Origin of the sequence: Serratia silvae, assembly GCF_023282985.1 — a bacterium.
Classification (GTDB): domain Bacteria; phylum Pseudomonadota; class Gammaproteobacteria; order Enterobacterales; family Enterobacteriaceae; genus Chania; species Chania silvae.
The window spans coordinates 19,543-34,935 of the sequence record NZ_JAGQDC010000005.1 but is presented as its reverse complement, the minus strand read 5'-3'; the positions used below and the strand labels follow the sequence as shown (position 1 = coordinate 34,935).

Here is a 15,393-nt window from a genome sequence, read left to right as displayed (position 1 = left end):
TGCGTCATCGCTATCTACCTCATAATGGCGGGTGTTTTGCCGCTTGTACATCCTGCATTTGGCATTATTTAGCGGAGGAAATGATAGCGCAGCCCATAGCTGCGCTTTGGGGAGAGGAGAGTCTGGTGGTTATTCCACTGCACTGAGCGCTGTCGCCACCCGCTTGAAGCGGTCAAATCGTTGGCGCAATACGCGGTGTTTCGCGGCATCTGGCTCAAGACGGACAATCGGTGCCTGGCTGGCCTCCATGGCGGTGCTGAACCCACTAAACTCGCCGGCCCCCACCGAAGCACACAGCGCTGCGGCCCGGCAGCCAGACTGGCGCACATCGACAATTTCCAACGGCAGATTGCTGGCATCACAAAACATCTGCATCCACACCCGTGAATGGGTCGGCCCACCGGTAAAGCGGATACTTTGGGCCCCTGCACTGAGTGCCAGAATGCGATCCTGGTGCAGCAGATGCGAGAATACGATCCCCTGATAGATGGCATAAACCATATCTTCCACGCCATGATGGCCACATAGCCCAAGGAAACCACCGTTCACATTGGCCTTGAAGTTGGAGCCGTACAGCCACGGGAAGAACAAAATATCCTCCGACTTCTGATAACCCTGCTGCGCCCACTGGTTCATGGTAGCGTAGCTGTCCGGCAGGTTGGGGAGAAACTGCTGCACAAACCAGGCGAGGTTGCTGGCCGAGGTCGGACTGCCTTCATGCACGAAATAGCTGCCAGGAATGCTGTATTTACCCCAAACATAAGGGTATTCCGCTGGCATGATGCGTTCGAAAACCCGGGTGGCGATGGACCAGGTTCCGGCTACCGCGCTGAGTTTGCTGGCATCCTGAACTCCAGAGGTCAAAGCCGCCCCTACCACGTCGAACATACCGCCAAATACCGGCGTACCGGCTTTCAGACCGCTTAACTGCGCAGCGGCGGTCGTGACATAGCCAGCACAGTCGGCAGAGCCGATGATCGCTGGCGTTTTATCCGCTACTTCCTCAATGCCAAAGATCGCCAACAGTGTCGGGTCGATCGCGCCCTGCTGTTGGTTAAACAGGTTACTGCCGGAAATATTGGTTTCCTCACTGGTAAATGCACCGGTCAGGCAGTAGCGAATATAGTCATGCACCATCAGCACATAACCGGTTTGCGCGTAGCTTTCCGGTTCGTGCTCTTTCAGCCAGTGTAGTAACGCCGCAGGATGCGATGGCCATAGCTGTTGCAGACTGTAGCCATAGGCCTGGCGATCTTTGCCCTCTTCCTGCCAACGGCTGACCAAAGCTTGGGCGCGTGAGTCAGATGAAACAATGCCGTTGCGCACGGCCCGGCCCTGTTTGTCCACCAGGTAAAGCCCTTTGCCATGCGCCGAGAAGCTCACCCCTTTGATTTGCCCGGCATCTATCTTGCTTTCGGCCAACGCCCGGCGGATCACCTGACAGGTGGCTTCCCACAGCCCGGTCATATCCCTTTCACAAAATCCACGCTGCGGGCTTAGCAACGGTAATGCCTGTTCGGTGACGACCCACTCCTGGCCCTCAGGAGTATAGATACCGGCTTTGGTGACGGTTCCGCCCAGGTCGATCCCCAAATAATAGTGACTCATCAGGCTATCTCCCCCGGGATCGTCATGGATGAACGCTCATCCTGCCAGCCAGCAAGACACATCTGCTCCTCGATCCACTGACGCGCATGAATGATATCCAACAAGGGCTGCGGCGACTTTTCGGTCCACATCTCGATCAGGAAGGTGCCGCGATAGTTGAGCCGCTGCAGGGTTTTAAACAGCCCGACAAAGTCCACGCACCCGTCCCCAAAAGGCACATCGCGGAACTGCCCCGGTGCTTGCTCAGTGACCGGATAAGTATCTTTCAGGTGGATAGCCGCGATCTGATCGATGCCACAGCTCAGTTCGCTGTCCACATCGTTGCCCCAGGCGGTCAGGTTGCCGATATCCGGGTAAACGGTAAACCACGGTGAGTTGATCTTGTCTGCCAGCACTTTCCACTTGCTGATGGCGTTGATAAAAGGCGTATCCATAATCTCTACTGCACACATCACCTGCGCCCCGGCTGCTTGTGCCACAGCCCAGGCCAGCGAGGCTTCAAAACGCGCTATCGTTTCGCTGTCCTGCGGTTCGTAATAGACATCGTAGCCCGCCAGTTGAATGGTGCGAATGCCCAAGTCCTGCGCCAGCTTGATCGCCTTGACCATGATCGCCCTGGCCCGGTCGCGGGTGGCGCTATCACGGCTACCAAACGGGAAACGCCGGTGCGCCGAGAGGCACAGCGTCGGGATGCGGATGCCGGTCTGTTGCATGGCCTGAATGACGGCCATGCGTTCTTCCGCAGTCCAGTCCAGGCGGGCCAAACGCTCGTCACTCTCATCAATCGACATTTCGACAAAATCAAAGCCACAGGCTTTGGCCAGCGCCAGCTTCTCCAACCAACTGGTTTGCTTGGGCAGCGCTTTCTCATAAATCCCTAACGGATGACTACGCATTATTTTTCCTCACCGGTGGCCAGCGAATGCTGCAGCTTGGCCCGATTACGATCCATGGCACGCCGTGCCTGCCATTTGTCCTTAAAAGTTCTGAAAGCCAGCGCGCAGATCAGGGTAATGCCCCACACTGCCAGATTCACGTGCAGGCTGACGCCCAACAGGCTCAGGCCGGTGGCGATTACCTGTAACACCAGCAATGCACAAAACACATGGCTGACCTTGCCAACGCCGCCAAACGGATTGGTTCCCCCCAGCACAATCGCCAGTACGGTCAATAGTAGATAGGAATCGCCGTAACCCATGCGCGCCGAGTTGAAACGCGCCATCATGATCAAGCCTGCCAACACGCACAGCAGGCTGGAAATGGTATAGATGGCCAGCATCACCCGGTCAGTACGGATGCCGCTAAACCAGGTGGCGTTGATATTGCTGCCGCACATGTAGATGGATTTGCCCAGTCGGGTTTTACCCAGCAACAGCGCCAACGCCAGCGATGCCACGATGAAAATCAGCATGGGTACCGGTACGCCCCAGACCACTTCCGATCCCATACTGCGTACCAACGGCGGCATGCCGCTCAACGCCGCCCCTTTGGTCAGGTAGACGCCGATCCCGCTGATAATCGTCATACTGCCTAAGGTCACCAGAATTGGGTGGGCACCAATGCGGGAGATCATCAGCCCGGTCAGGCAGCCAATGATCACTGCGATCAGCGCGGCTCCCAGCAACGCGAGCACCAACCACATCAGCTGCACCGCCGTACTGGCCTCTGGCGGTACAAAGCTAATCAGCAACCAGGCCATAAACAGGCTGGTCAGGTTGGCGGTACCGATGATCGACAGGTTCAGCCCGCCGCTCAGCATCGGCACGAACATGGCAAAGGTCAGTAACCCCAGTTCAGGCAGTTGAAACGCAATGCTGAGAAAAGTGTTTCCGGTAAAAAAGCGCCCCGGCATCAGCAGCGTAAATGTCAAGGTCGCCAGACAGCAGATCCCCAGCAGGCCGGATACCGTGCCATCAAAAGCTAATAAACGGTTGTTTTTCATCCTTTTGGCCCCTGTCAGACGAAACCGACGTCGGTTTCTTTGCGTTTCTTATAATGCGTGACGCATATCGCCGCCACGATCACCATGCCAATCACGATATTGACGAAGTAGCTGGATACGCCGATCAGGTTCAGACCGTTTTTCAGGATACCGATCAGGAACACCCCCATCAGCGTCCCAATCACCGTGCCACGCCCACCGGACAGGCTGGCGCCACCAAGCACCGCTGCGGCCAACACATCCAGTTCGCCCCCTACCAGTGCGCTAGGCACAACTTCGCTCATCCTGTACACCTGCAACATGCCGCCAATGGCGGCGGTAGCCCCGAGGTAGCCGTAAGCAAACAGATACACCAGCACGACACGGATACCGATACGCCGGGCCGATTCAGGGCTACCGCCCACCGCGTACAACTGGCGGCCGATATGGGTTTTCGTCAGCAGCAATAGGGTTAGCAGAGCGATGGCCAGCATCACCACCAGCGGTAAACCAATCTGATAGCTTTCACCGCCATAGTTGAAAGGCAGAACCGAGCGTTGGGCGATCCACCAGTCTGGCAAGTCATAAATACTCTGGCCACCGGTGACCCACATCAGCAGACCAAACAGCAAGGATTGCATGCTGATGGTGATAATGATCGAGACGATATTCAGCGAGTAGATCAAGATGGCGTTGACCATGCCCAGAGTCACGCCTATCGCTACCGCGATCAGCAGACACCAGGCCGGGTTGGTCACCATGTCGTGCATCAGCAGCGAAGCCACCGCGTACTGCACCACCGAAGCCACCGCCGCGAATGAGATATCGATACCGCCGGTGACCAACACCACAAACAAGCCCAAGGCAAAAATACCGGTAACCGCGTAGCTTTCACTTAAATCCAGCAGGTTCTGCAACGAGAGAAACTCGCTGCTGAGCAGGGAGAACAGCACCAGCATGATGGCAATCACCCAGCCCAACCATCCCTCGACAGAACTCGGCTTAAGCCAGTTTACATTAACCATTAATCGCCTCCGCAAGCTGCTGCTCACTCATCTGGCCGGGGATCAGTTCATTGACGATCCGCCCCTGCGACATATGCAAAATGCGGTCGCAGTTGTAATAAACCTCGGGAACCTCATCAGAGATCAGCAATACGGCGATGCCAACGCCGGACAGGCGATGGATCAGCTTGTAAATACTGTCCTTGGCACCAATGTCTACGCCCACCGTTGGCGCATCCAAGATCAGGATCTTGGGCCGGGTCAGGATCCATTTCGCCAACACCACTTTCTGCTGATTACCCCCAGATAAAGTGGACAAAGCGTCGTCAGGGTTACTTACCTTGATATCCAGATCCTTGACCCACTGCTGCACCAGCTCATCCTTATGCGCCTCATCAATCAGGCACCACGGCGTGCGGATACGTTTGAGGATGGATAGCACCATGTTGTCGGCCACTGACTGAGCTAGAACGGCCCCCAGCGTCAGGCGATCTTCCGACACGTAGCCAATACCCAGCTCAATCGCCTGGGTGTTGTTTTTGATGCGAACTTTTTTACCCTCGATGTGCAGTTCGCCACTGTCTGGGCGCGTGATGCCAAACAGGCTGAGCGCCAGTTCGGTACGCCCTGCCCCCAGCAGCCCACACAGCCCCAACACCTCACCGCGATGCAGACTGAACGAAACCTCCTGAAACTGGCCTTTGCGGCTCAGCTTATCCAATTGCATCACCACCTTGCCCAGCTCGGCATTTGGTGGTTTTTGCTCATGCACGATGGTCAGCCCGGTCATCAGTTCGGTAATGCGCCCGGTCGATAAATCCTGCGCTTCCCAGGTACCCACTTTTTCGCCGTCACGGATCACCGTGATACGGTCAGAAATCTCTTTCACTTCATCCAGGCGGTGGCTGACAAACACCACGGTAATATTTTTATCCCGCAGATAGTTCACCGTGCGCAGCAGTTGATTGACCTCGGTACGCGTTAGCGAAGCGGTCGGTTCATCCATAATCACCAAGCGTGCCTGTGCTACCAAGGCGCGGCAAATCGCGATCTGCTGACGTTGGGCAATAGGTAAATGCTGCACTAGCGCATCGGGATCGATATTGAATGCCAGCTCATCAAGGATTTGCCGGGCTTTAGCCTGGAGTTTGCGCTTGCTGAACCAGCCTAGATAGCCGTTCAGGTTGTATTCAAACGCGATATTTTCCGCCACCGTCAAATTAGGAAATAGCGAAAGATCCTGATAGATAACCTGAATACCTAAATCACGCGCACGCCCTGGGGTCAGGCGGTTGTAGGCCTTATCGTCGATGCATATTTCGCTGCCCACATCGGGAGCGTAGACGCCACTGATGGTTTTAATCAGAGTGCTTTTGCCACAGCCATTAGCCCCTGCCAGACAATGGACCTCCCCCTGGTTCAAGGTCAGCGTGATATTTTTCAGCGCCTGATGCCCCCCGAAGCTTTTTGACAGTGATTTCAGCGTAATCAATGGCACTTTATTATCAATATCAGAAAGTTGACTCATCATATGGTTCCCTGCAATAACCAGATGCCGGGCAAAATGCTTGCCCGGCAATACCACATCACCCGTGTTTACAGGCCAAGCTTGACCAAACGCTTGGTGTTTTCCACGTCCAGTTTTTCCGGGTTGTTGCTGAGAATGGTATTACCCTGAATTTTGATTTCCCCCATGTCGCCCAGCTTACCGCCATCCTTGATCGGCTCACCGTTCATCATGGCGGTGGCAACCTGAACAAACACTTTGCCCGCCAGCATTGGGTTGGAGATATAACCACCGTCGATGGCGCCTTTCTCCAGCAGTTTGATGCCCTGACCCGGCGTGAAGGTACCAAACACGCAGGTGGCGTCGTTCTTCTTACGCTTATCAATGGCGCGGCCCGCACCGATCGGCCCTTGCGAACCGAATGACATGATCCCTTTCAGATCTTTGTACTTGGAAAGCAAATCGTTAGCAGTACGCATTGAGTCATCAACCGATTCCGCCACCCCAAAACGATCGTCAACCAGGGTCATCTTCGGATAATGCGCTTTTTGGTAGGCAATCGCGGCGTCAGCCCAGTCGTTCACCAGCGGAACCGTCAGGCTGCCGACAAACATGGCGTACTTACCTTCTTCACCCATACACTGCGCCATATCTTTCATGTGATTGGCCCCCATGATCTGGGTATCCAGCAGTTCGAAATCCCAGTCCGCATTCACCTGGGCCGGAGATTCATGGGTGATCACCTTAATTCCGGCTTCCTGAGCACGTTTGAGTACCGGCTCCAACACCTTAGCATCGTTAGGCACCACTCCAATCACGTCGACCTTTTTGGCGATCAGGTCTTCAATCGCCCGTACCTGCTCTGCCGGATCCGCCGTCGTTGGCCCAACCTGCCAAGCGTTGACGCCCAAAGCCTTGCCTTCCTCTTTAATGCCCTGTTCCATCACGTTAAACCACGGGATGCCGCCAACTTTAACCACGACGCCCATGGTGAAAGGTTTGTTGGCTTTTTGCACCGCCACGGCATCTTCGGCCCAGGCGGAGTGAGCGGTAATCAGCGTGGCGATCAGGCAAGGTAAGAGTGCTTTTTTCATAAGACGTTCCTCGACAGAATTTTATTTAAGCAGTAAGATTCCCGGCTTTATTGCCCCCAGATTATTGATATTAATGAGGTGCAATTAAGCCATCGGGATTTATATTATTTTTACTTAACCATTTTAACTGACACTGGTGTTGACACTGTTTTATTGCTGCACACAATAATAATTTTATCGTACCCGTCATTTCCTTAAGAGCGGCTTACTTATGGGCTTCGATAATTTCCAACCCTGGATTATCCCCGCGATACTTAGGTGAAACGAGTTTATTAGTGATCAGAATATCTACTTCGTCCAGCATACATATCTTACAAAATGAATATTGTTCGAACTTACTGGAGCCTGCGAGCAAAATCTTTTTCGCCGACACCTGTAACATGACCTGTTTTAATCGGGCGTTGATTTCATTGCCATCGCGGATGCCATGTTCCTGATTTAATCCTTGGCACGAGAAGAAAAAGGTATTGATCTGAAAATTTCTCAGCGCGCTTTCGGCCACCGGGCCATGAAAGTCATCATGCCTTCTTGAGTATTCACCACCAATGCCTATCACACGGATCTTGTCGCGGCAGGCCAATGCCTGAATGATTTTGACCGAGTTGGTGACCACAGTAATCTCAATATCCGGGATCTGCCGGGCCAAAAACCAGCAGGTACTGCTGTTATCCAACAGGATGCAGTCACCTGGATGAATAAATTGCAGGGCGGATTTGGCTATTTTCATCTTAATATCAGGGTGTTCTTCCGTCCTTTTACGAAAACTCTCCGCCTGATCGACGCTGTTTGACACCGCCGCGCGCTCCCAGGAATCAATCACTGGTACTTCATGTACGTCCAACGCCACGGCCCCGCCAAAGCTGCGGATCAACTTCTTGTTCTTTTCCAACACCCGCAAATCGCGGCGGATCGTCTCAGGCGATACCTGACAGACCTCGGATAACTCAGTCACCAAAGCAGAGCCCTGTTGTTGTACGTGCGTACAAATGAGCTTATAACGTTCGGCTTGTAACATGTTATCCCTCTAAAAATACCGAGTTTGGCTTAACGCTATAATGATATTTTTTAGCTGGCATGAAAGTGACTCAATTCAAGAAACGATTTCCCTGCCTTTCTCACCGGCCATTATGCGACATTAATCACAAATAAATGCAACAAAAACAAAAATACAACAAGTTAATTGCGATAATAATCACACAAAAATGGACATTAGGCGTCAACAAAAGTCTTTAGCAAAAACAAGCGGTCACATTCAAACATAAAATCAATGCCCGAATGTGACCGATTACGCCCAAATCTAACCATTTAATCTTTCCGGCAGCGTTGTGCGCTTTAATCCTATGGGTAAGCGCAGTATTTTAGCTCGAGACAAATAATCGGCCCCACTATTTATTCGCTCGGCAATAACGTTTTATTGACGTTAGCGCCCTTTCCCGAATGCGTAGAGCCAGATGTGGTGTGCCCAGCTATCTTTCGAGGTGAATCATGTTACAGGAATTAAAACGGCAGGTTTTTGAGGCAAATTTATTATTGCCTGAGCATCAATTAGTGACATTTACCTGGGGCAATGTCAGCGGTATCGATCGCCAAAGCGGATTAATGGTGATTAAGCCTTCAGGGGTGGAATACGGCACCATGCAGCTAGACGATATGGTAGTGGTTGAACTGGCGAGCGGCAAAATCGTCGAGGGAAATAAAAAGCCCTCTTCGGATACGGCAACCCATCTTGCTCTGTATCAAGCCTTCCCTGACATTGGCGGCATCGTCCACACCCATTCCCGCCATGCTACCATTTGGGCGCAGGCAGGAAGATCGCTTTCGGCATTAGGCACCACCCACGCAGACTACTTCTATGGCACCATTCCCTGTACCCGTCTAATGCACGATGAGGAGATCGCTGGCGAATACGAGCATGAAACCGGTAAGGTCATCATCGAGACCTTTCAACAGCTCGGCATCAACCCTAATGAGATCCCGGCGGTTTTAGTCAACAGCCATGGCCCCTTTAGCTGGGGAAAAGATGCATCCAGCGCGGTGCATAATGCCGTGGTGTTGGAAGAGATCGCCTATATGAATCTGTTCACCCAACAACTCAGCCCACAGGTTCCCCCGGTGCAGGCCACGCTATTAGACAAACATTACCTACGTAAGCACGGTGCCAAAGCCTATTACGGCCAATAAGCTACCGCCAACACTATCTCTGGATCACCTCAATAATCGACCAGCCAAGCTCCCAGGCTGGTCTGCCCACTTAAATTGCTGCGTTTAACACCCTAGGCTTAAGACAGCTAGGGATCATTGGTTAGCCGACCAATGAGCGCCGGGATACACGATTCGAGCACCCATAGACGGGTTCGCGGCATCCATGATTTCCACTTTTAGCACTATTGCGCGCAGCGATTTAGGCCGTAACCTTCTATTGCCCCTGTGGCCTTGGTGCCGTCGCAGCCCCAAAAAAACCGTACAGCCGGATTGTTTGACCTCGAGTCGCCGCGACTGTCACCGCGTGTTTCCGCTCCATTAGCCGATGAAGCCCGTAAGCCAAGTGTTAAGCGAAACGATGCCGGAGTTCGTGTTACCACAAGGACGTTGAAAATAGGTATTAAAGCCGTCATTCACACTTTAAACAACTCGCATCACGACGAATAACATCATGTCCGGTCGCTCATACCGACACGACGCTAATCTGCGACCTCTACGAGCAATGAAGTTTTGTCGGCCACTATTCGGTCCCCGTACTGATAAAACCGGCCGTGAATTGCTTGTTCTGCTCACACCTTTTAATATCGGAATGGTAATCAGTCACGATTGGGGCAGTTATGCCAGAGAAGTGCCGAAGGATAAGCATCTTACTGGTAAAATATCACTCATCGTATTTAGCGTAACACCCTGACGCCAAGAATCCGCATTAAGCGTCTAGCCAGAAAAACAATCTGCTTCTCACGCTCGATTGGGCTACATGAGAAATCATCGTGGCGTTCATTGAAAAATATATTTTCGCCAGTGGCAATTGCGTGTAATTGAGGGACGTAGCCTAGCTCTTCATACCCATTAAACCATGCTCAGTTGTCGTCAAGTAGAAAGAAAAACAGTCTCTTACCATACGAATAAAGCGCGGGCTAAGCTCAACCAGTTGGCCATTATCCTTCAACGTCAATAAGCCCGCGTACTCAGCGAGTTGTAAGCAACGCTTGATATGAGAACGCGATACTGCACACATGAACGACGCTTTTAAATAATTATACTGTACGTTAGGTGTGTTTTGCCTAAGACTTTCGACATAAAGATTAAACATAATCATATGTCCACCATCCCTAGAAACAAAATCACGACAGTCAGGTATGACATCATGAATAAAGATATTGCCAAACACCACCTCAGAGTAATTCTTGAAAAAACCAGAGATAAACTCTTCGTGGTTAAGTGCATGACCAATATCAACATCAGGGTAAATGATGCTATACGGCAAAATTATGCTTTTAAATATACGAGTGACTTCTTCCAGTTTTTTTTGAGTTGGCCGATAGCTCAATCTTCGTTTATCATTTTCATCTGGTATCGCCTTCAAACGACCTGCAACGCGTAAAAATGAGATAAAAGAATCCAACGTATTGTTACTAAGCAGATCGTTTTTAATGCAAAATTTTTTAACTTCCTTGAAAGAAGGACTTTCATTAGTGTAATATATAGCCAAAATAGCGGAAATGACAATAAATCGATTTGATTTTAAAGCAATCTTGAAATACAATGGATTAGCTAGGTAAATTTCATGAACGATATCATAGTGACATTTTATCGCATCATCTAGTTTCTCATTCGCACTAATCCCTCCCATCCTTTCCTTTATTCTCAAAAGCAAATTATTGTCACGCATTTCGTTATATCCCTATATTAAATAAAAAAAACCCCAAAACGCAAGGCGATAATTACCTTATTTTACATTACGGCCGAATGTCAACATAAACCGAGTACCAAGCACCTGACTATAATTTAAAAAAATCATAAATTTTAGCAAAAACAAACACAAGAAAAAAAGACAGGATGCAACCAATTATCTATAAATAACCAACTTATGCAAAGTAAAATAAAGCCCTAACTAAAATTAGCAACAAAAATGGACAGTGACATGCGATTTTTACCGTGTAAGAATTTCCTTACTCATTGGCATGGAACCAAGAAAAAACAAGGATGTTCGCTTTGAAAACACACATTTAATCTCATATTCACAAAGAAACCTCACATATAATGTGTCTTATACGTGAGGTCTCTTCAAAGGAAAAACCTCATAAAAATGGTATAAGCAACTTATATCAAAGAAAGTAGTCAATTATATGGAGATAAAAAATATGAAACACAGCCTATTTGCCATCACTACATTGGCAACAAGCCTATTCAGCGCAAGCGTTCTGGCTGAGGCTCCTCCGGGCTCACAAGGAAATGGCCAGATTGCATTCTCAGGTTCTGTGCTGAAAGCACCATGCGGCCTGGCACCGGGTGTTGACGGCGATAACCAATCAATCGATCTGGGGCAAACTTCTGACGCACAGCTGAAAACCGTCGGTTACGCTACCCCGAAAGAGTTTAAAATCAAGCTGATCGGCTGTACTTTTGACGATACTGCGGAGAAGGATACCGTAGTCAACGTGCGTTTCGACGGTGCGTCTGTCGGTGGTACCAATGGTTTACTTGGGGTATCCGGTGACGCGAAAGGTTTGGCTATCCGCTTGTTAGACTCAGGTAACAAGCCAGTCAAAGTGGGTACAAAATCGCAAGATTATACTTTGCACTCTGGCGATAACACCCTGTTGTTCTCTGCTCAGGTCGTTGCCCTCCAGGGTGAAACGATTGTCGCAGGTAACTATGATGCATTAACAAGCTTTGCCCTGACCTACCTGTAAAACAATTAGAAGCGCATTAGTGGTCTTTGTTATATAAACAGGCGCGGTTCGCCGTGCCTGCTATTCGCCGACTTTAAAATATTAATGACTATGACTAATAATAAAAATCACTCCTTCGTTTCTATTTTACTATTTTTTGTGATCGTAGCAGATTCAGCCCATGCAAAAAATAGCGATATTCAATTCGAAACCAGAGCTTTGGATCTCGATAATAAAGACAACATCAACCTAAGCAATTTTTCTCGTTCAGATTACCTGCCTGAAGGGAACTATCTGCTTTCTCTAAAGCTAAACAACCGTACCCTCGTCACTGAAAAATTTAGAGTCGTAGAGATAAATGGCGACAGCAAGGTTTGTTTCACCCCCGATCTTTTAAGAAAACTCGATATTAAAAGTTCAGCGTTGAAAAAGATTATCGCCAATAATGCCTTTGACGATGATTCGTGCATCATTGCTCCTGATGATGAAGGCATTACGATGAGCGTTGATCGCAGAAAAAGTGAACTGTTATTATCCATCCCGCAGGCAATGTTAAACTATAGCGATCCTAACTGGATCCCCCCATCACAATGGGATGAAGGTATTCCAGGGATCCTTCTCGACTATACTTTAACCGGGAGCCAGTATGGTCAAAAAAACAGTTCTCGCTTTTCGTCACTGTCTACCTATGGTACGGCAGGTATTAATGCTGGTGCTTGGCGATTAAGAGGAAATTACCAATCATTCTTGTATAACAGTAACAAGAGGTACGATCAATCCCGTTTCCGCATGCCCGTGGTTTACCTGACTCGCTCATTAAATAATGCGGGAGCACATTTAACACTGGGGAAAAGCTTTCTCTCCTCAGATGTTTTCGACTCTATTAACTATACTGGCATCTCTATTGCCAGTGATGATCGTATGCTGCCAGCTGCATTTCGTGGTTATGCTCCGGTATTTGAAGGCATTGCTAATAGTAATGCCAAGGTCACCATCTCACGCAGTGATGATAGCATCATCTATGAAAGAATGGTTCCTCCTGGCAACTTTATCATCAATGACCTCACGGATACGACATCTGGTGAGTTAAAAATGACGATTAAGGAAGAGAACGGAGAAACAAGAACAACCACCATTCAAACCGCGAACGTTCCATTTTTAACCCGCTCAGGCCATATCAGATATAAGGCCATGATAGGGAGAGCCAATGAAAATAAAGAGGGCTTTCACCCTGGTTTAGCCACCGGTGAGCTTTCTATCGGTACTGTATCAGGGGCCTCACTGTTTGGCGGTGTCATACTAACGGATGAAAAATACTATGCCTTGAATAGCGGCGTAGGATATGACATGAATACTTTCGGTGCCTTATCCGTTGATATTACCTATACGGACGCTGACTTAGACACTGCACATCTGAAGGGTAAGAGTTATCGCGTTAACTATTCAAAAATATTTGACAGCATCGATAGTCAAATTACTTTTGCTGGATATCGTTTCTCAGAGAGAAGCTTCCTGGCATTAAATGATTTCATTAACATGAAAACAAGCCCAGATAATATAAACACCAGTAAAGAAAGCTATAACATTGTTGCGAGTAAAACCTTTAGTAACCTTGGTTTTTCACTTAATGCCATGTTTAGTAAGCAAACCTATTGGCAAGATGTTTCTGATAGCAATACTTTTGGGTTAAGTATTTCAAAATCATTTGATATTGGTGACATCAAAGGTATTAACGCTTATTTGTCTGCTAACCGTACGGAATATAAGAAGAACATCTATGCACAGAATCAGAACAAAAACAATTCATTATACTTAAGTTTTAACATCCCATTAAGCAGTAGAAGACAGATCAGTACATCAATGCAAATGAATAATGGTAGATTTTCACCAAGTACTTTTTACACCAACAATAGCAACCCGAATCACAGTTGGTCTGTTGGTGCAAACAGTTCAAATTCATTGAACCAAAGCAAATTCAATGGCAATATGGCCTACTCTACTGACAAAATATCCACAACGGTTAATACCTCTATTGGCAATAATGATTATTATGTTGGCGGCAGCCTAAAATCTAGCATTACGGCAACATCACATGGTGTCGTCTTGCATCAAGGTGGCTATTCTGGTAACACACGATTGTTAGTTGATGCCAACGGTATTGCAGGCGTTTACGTCGGTAACGGTTACGCTCCTTCACCAACCAATGCTCAAGGATTAGCCGTAATCAGTAATGTTCCCGAATATTACCGTACTGATTACTCAGTCGATCCCCAGCGTTTACCTGATAATATCGATAACACCTCATCGAATATTCAAACAGTGCTAACCAAAAATGCTATAGGGTATAAAAAACTGAATATTTATCGTGGCATCAAAGCATTCATTCATCTAACTGACACACAGGGCGAAGTGATCCCATTTGGTACCGCAGTTGAAGACGTTGATGAAAAAAGAGAGGTGGGTATGGTTGGTGAGAATGGTGATGTCTATATTTCAGGTGTAAATATAAACTCCACGCTAAATTCTGTGGATAAAAACGGCCATAAATGCCACTTCAGTTTGAAAGATAAAGAGGTCTCCTTAGCCTTCTCATCACCTATTGTATGTCAAAGCAAATAAATCATAAAAGGATAGCTCCATGTTTTTAAAATCTATGAAAATCATTCCTGGCTCACTATTGGCTTGCCTTGCTTTTGTGACTATAAACCCTGTAAATGCTGCAATTTCTATTGATAGAACTCGAGTGATCATTATAGGTGATGAGAAGTCGGCACAGATCAACGTTACTAACCATAGCAAAAAGGCGCCTTATCTCGCCCAAAGTTGGTTAGAGAATGAAAACGGGGAAAAAATCACCGCACCACTCACCGTCCTACCGCCCTTGCAACGGGTGGAAAAAGACAGCACGGTTCAAGTAAATATTATGCCGTTACCCAGTGCGGCTCAATTACCACAAGATCGAGAGTCGTTATTCTTCTATAATTTACAGGAAATACCACCAAAATCAGATAAAAGCAACGTGATTCAACTCGCTTTACGGATTAAAATAAAGGCGTTCTATCGCCCCGCCGGACTTAAAAAAATAGCAGAAGAAAATTGGCAAGAGAAACTACAATTGTCAGCGGGTAATAATGTGCTAAAACTTACCAACCCGACACCATTTTACATAGTTATCCCAAGGATCACCATAGACAATAAACCAGTGACAATTGAAGATGACGCAACAACGCTAAAACCGGGTAAAGAGGTAATAATTCAGAGAGTTAACGCTCAGAATAAAAGCATAAAAATACAATATATCAATGACTATGGTGCCTACACCCCTCTGCTTTATAAGTGTGATAAAGATCAGTGTGCCATTATTAAATAGCAATACGTTAAC

Annotated in this window: 12 protein-coding genes and 1 pseudogene; 5 read left to right on the top strand and 8 right to left on the bottom strand. The window is 48.4% G+C overall.

Annotation, left to right across the window (positions count from 1 at the left end; genetic code table 11):
* Nucleotides 1–129: 129 nt before the first annotated feature.
* The 7 genes from KAJ71_RS08185 to KAJ71_RS08155 form a co-directional block, all read right to left on the bottom strand.
* Nucleotides 130–1,608, bottom strand: a complete 1,479-nt coding sequence (locus KAJ71_RS08185) for an FGGY-family carbohydrate kinase (RefSeq protein ID WP_248945261.1) — start codon at nt 1,606–1,608, stop codon at nt 130–132.
* Nucleotides 1,608–2,504 carry an L-ribulose-5-phosphate 3-epimerase gene (locus KAJ71_RS08180; protein ID WP_248945260.1) on the bottom strand — a complete coding sequence of 299 codons (897 nt, stop codon included), beginning with the start codon at nt 2,502–2,504 and terminating at the stop codon, nt 1,608–1,610. The genes KAJ71_RS08185 and KAJ71_RS08180 overlap by 1 nt, the downstream gene beginning before the upstream one ends.
* Nucleotides 2,504–3,550 (bottom strand): ABC transporter permease, encoded by a 1,047-nt coding sequence (locus tag KAJ71_RS08175; RefSeq protein WP_248945259.1) that lies wholly within the window; start codon nt 3,548–3,550, stop codon nt 2,504–2,506. The genes KAJ71_RS08180 and KAJ71_RS08175 overlap by 1 nt, the downstream gene beginning before the upstream one ends.
* 14 nt (nt 3,551–3,564) lie before the next feature.
* Nucleotides 3,565–4,554, bottom strand: coding sequence for an ABC transporter permease (locus tag KAJ71_RS08170; RefSeq protein WP_248945258.1), 990 nt, complete (start codon nt 4,552–4,554; stop codon nt 3,565–3,567).
* On the bottom strand, nt 4,547–6,061 hold the full coding sequence (locus KAJ71_RS08165) for a sugar ABC transporter ATP-binding protein (protein WP_248945457.1): 1,515 nt from the start codon (nt 6,059–6,061) through the stop codon (nt 4,547–4,549). The genes KAJ71_RS08170 and KAJ71_RS08165 overlap by 8 nt, the downstream gene beginning before the upstream one ends.
* 68 nt (nt 6,062–6,129) lie before the next feature.
* Nucleotides 6,130–7,134 carry a substrate-binding domain-containing protein gene (locus KAJ71_RS08160; RefSeq protein WP_248945257.1) on the bottom strand — a complete coding sequence of 335 codons (1,005 nt, stop codon included), beginning with the start codon at nt 7,132–7,134 and terminating at the stop codon, nt 6,130–6,132.
* A gap of 205 nt (nt 7,135–7,339) precedes the next feature.
* Nucleotides 7,340–8,149, bottom strand: coding sequence for a DeoR/GlpR family DNA-binding transcription regulator (locus KAJ71_RS08155; RefSeq protein ID WP_248945256.1), 810 nt, complete (start codon nt 8,147–8,149; stop codon nt 7,340–7,342).
* A 470-nt stretch (nt 8,150–8,619) separates the two neighbouring features.
* Between KAJ71_RS08155 and araD the strand changes: the two genes are divergently transcribed.
* Both araD and KAJ71_RS23705 read left to right on the top strand, forming a co-directional pair.
* The gene (araD, locus tag KAJ71_RS08150) at nt 8,620–9,315 is read left to right on the top strand and encodes an L-ribulose-5-phosphate 4-epimerase (protein WP_248945255.1); all 696 of its coding nucleotides are present in this window, start codon (nt 8,620–8,622) and stop codon (nt 9,313–9,315) included.
* 348 nt (nt 9,316–9,663) lie between these two features.
* Nucleotides 9,664–10,154 (top strand): annotated as a pseudogene (locus KAJ71_RS23705) (IS1 family transposase); the annotation flags it as partial.
* A gap of 14 nt (nt 10,155–10,168) precedes the next feature.
* Here the strand turns inward: KAJ71_RS23705 and KAJ71_RS08140 are convergent.
* The gene (locus tag KAJ71_RS08140; RefSeq protein WP_248945254.1) at nt 10,169–11,008 is read right to left on the bottom strand and encodes a hypothetical protein; all 840 of its coding nucleotides are present in this window, start codon (nt 11,006–11,008) and stop codon (nt 10,169–10,171) included.
* Nucleotides 11,009–11,480: 472 nt separating this feature from the next.
* Between KAJ71_RS08140 and KAJ71_RS08135 the strand changes: the two genes are divergently transcribed.
* The 3 genes from KAJ71_RS08135 to KAJ71_RS08125 all read left to right on the top strand — a co-directional run bounded on the left by KAJ71_RS08135 (nt 11,481) and on the right by KAJ71_RS08125 (nt 15,381).
* Nucleotides 11,481–12,032: a fimbrial protein gene (locus KAJ71_RS08135; protein ID WP_248945253.1), complete on the top strand. Its 552-nt coding sequence runs from the start codon at nt 11,481–11,483 to the stop codon at nt 12,030–12,032.
* Between the two features lie 90 nt (nt 12,033–12,122).
* Nucleotides 12,123–14,630, top strand: coding sequence for a fimbria/pilus outer membrane usher protein (locus KAJ71_RS08130; protein ID WP_248945252.1), 2,508 nt, complete (start codon nt 12,123–12,125; stop codon nt 14,628–14,630).
* Nucleotides 14,631–14,649: 19 nt separating this feature from the next.
* Nucleotides 14,650–15,381, top strand: a complete 732-nt coding sequence (locus KAJ71_RS08125) for a fimbrial biogenesis chaperone (protein WP_248945251.1) — start codon at nt 14,650–14,652, stop codon at nt 15,379–15,381.
* The last annotated feature ends 12 nt before the right edge of the window (nt 15,382–15,393 follow it).

Coding starts and splice junctions, on each gene's coding strand:
- KAJ71_RS08185 (WP_248945261.1), bottom strand. CDS start 1,608: ATGAGTCACTATTATTTGGGGATCGACCTGGGCGGAACCGTCACCAAA.
- KAJ71_RS08180 (WP_248945260.1), bottom strand. CDS start 2,504: ATGCGTAGTCATCCGTTAGGGATTTATGAGAAAGCGCTGCCCAAGCAA.
- KAJ71_RS08175 (WP_248945259.1), bottom strand. CDS start 3,550: ATGAAAAACAACCGTTTATTAGCTTTTGATGGCACGGTATCCGGCCTG.
- KAJ71_RS08170 (WP_248945258.1), bottom strand. CDS start 4,554: ATGGTTAATGTAAACTGGCTTAAGCCGAGTTCTGTCGAGGGATGGTTG.
- KAJ71_RS08165 (WP_248945457.1), bottom strand. CDS start 6,061: ATGAGTCAACTTTCTGATATTGATAATAAAGTGCCATTGATTACGCTG.
- KAJ71_RS08160 (WP_248945257.1), bottom strand. CDS start 7,134: ATGAAAAAAGCACTCTTACCTTGCCTGATCGCCACGCTGATTACCGCT.
- KAJ71_RS08155 (WP_248945256.1), bottom strand. CDS start 8,149: ATGTTACAAGCCGAACGTTATAAGCTCATTTGTACGCACGTACAACAA.
- araD (WP_248945255.1), top strand. CDS start 8,620: ATGTTACAGGAATTAAAACGGCAGGTTTTTGAGGCAAATTTATTATTG.
- KAJ71_RS08140 (WP_248945254.1), bottom strand. CDS start 11,008: ATGCGTGACAATAATTTGCTTTTGAGAATAAAGGAAAGGATGGGAGGG.
- KAJ71_RS08135 (WP_248945253.1), top strand. CDS start 11,481: ATGAAACACAGCCTATTTGCCATCACTACATTGGCAACAAGCCTATTC.
- KAJ71_RS08130 (WP_248945252.1), top strand. CDS start 12,123: ATGACTAATAATAAAAATCACTCCTTCGTTTCTATTTTACTATTTTTT.
- KAJ71_RS08125 (WP_248945251.1), top strand. CDS start 14,650: ATGTTTTTAAAATCTATGAAAATCATTCCTGGCTCACTATTGGCTTGC.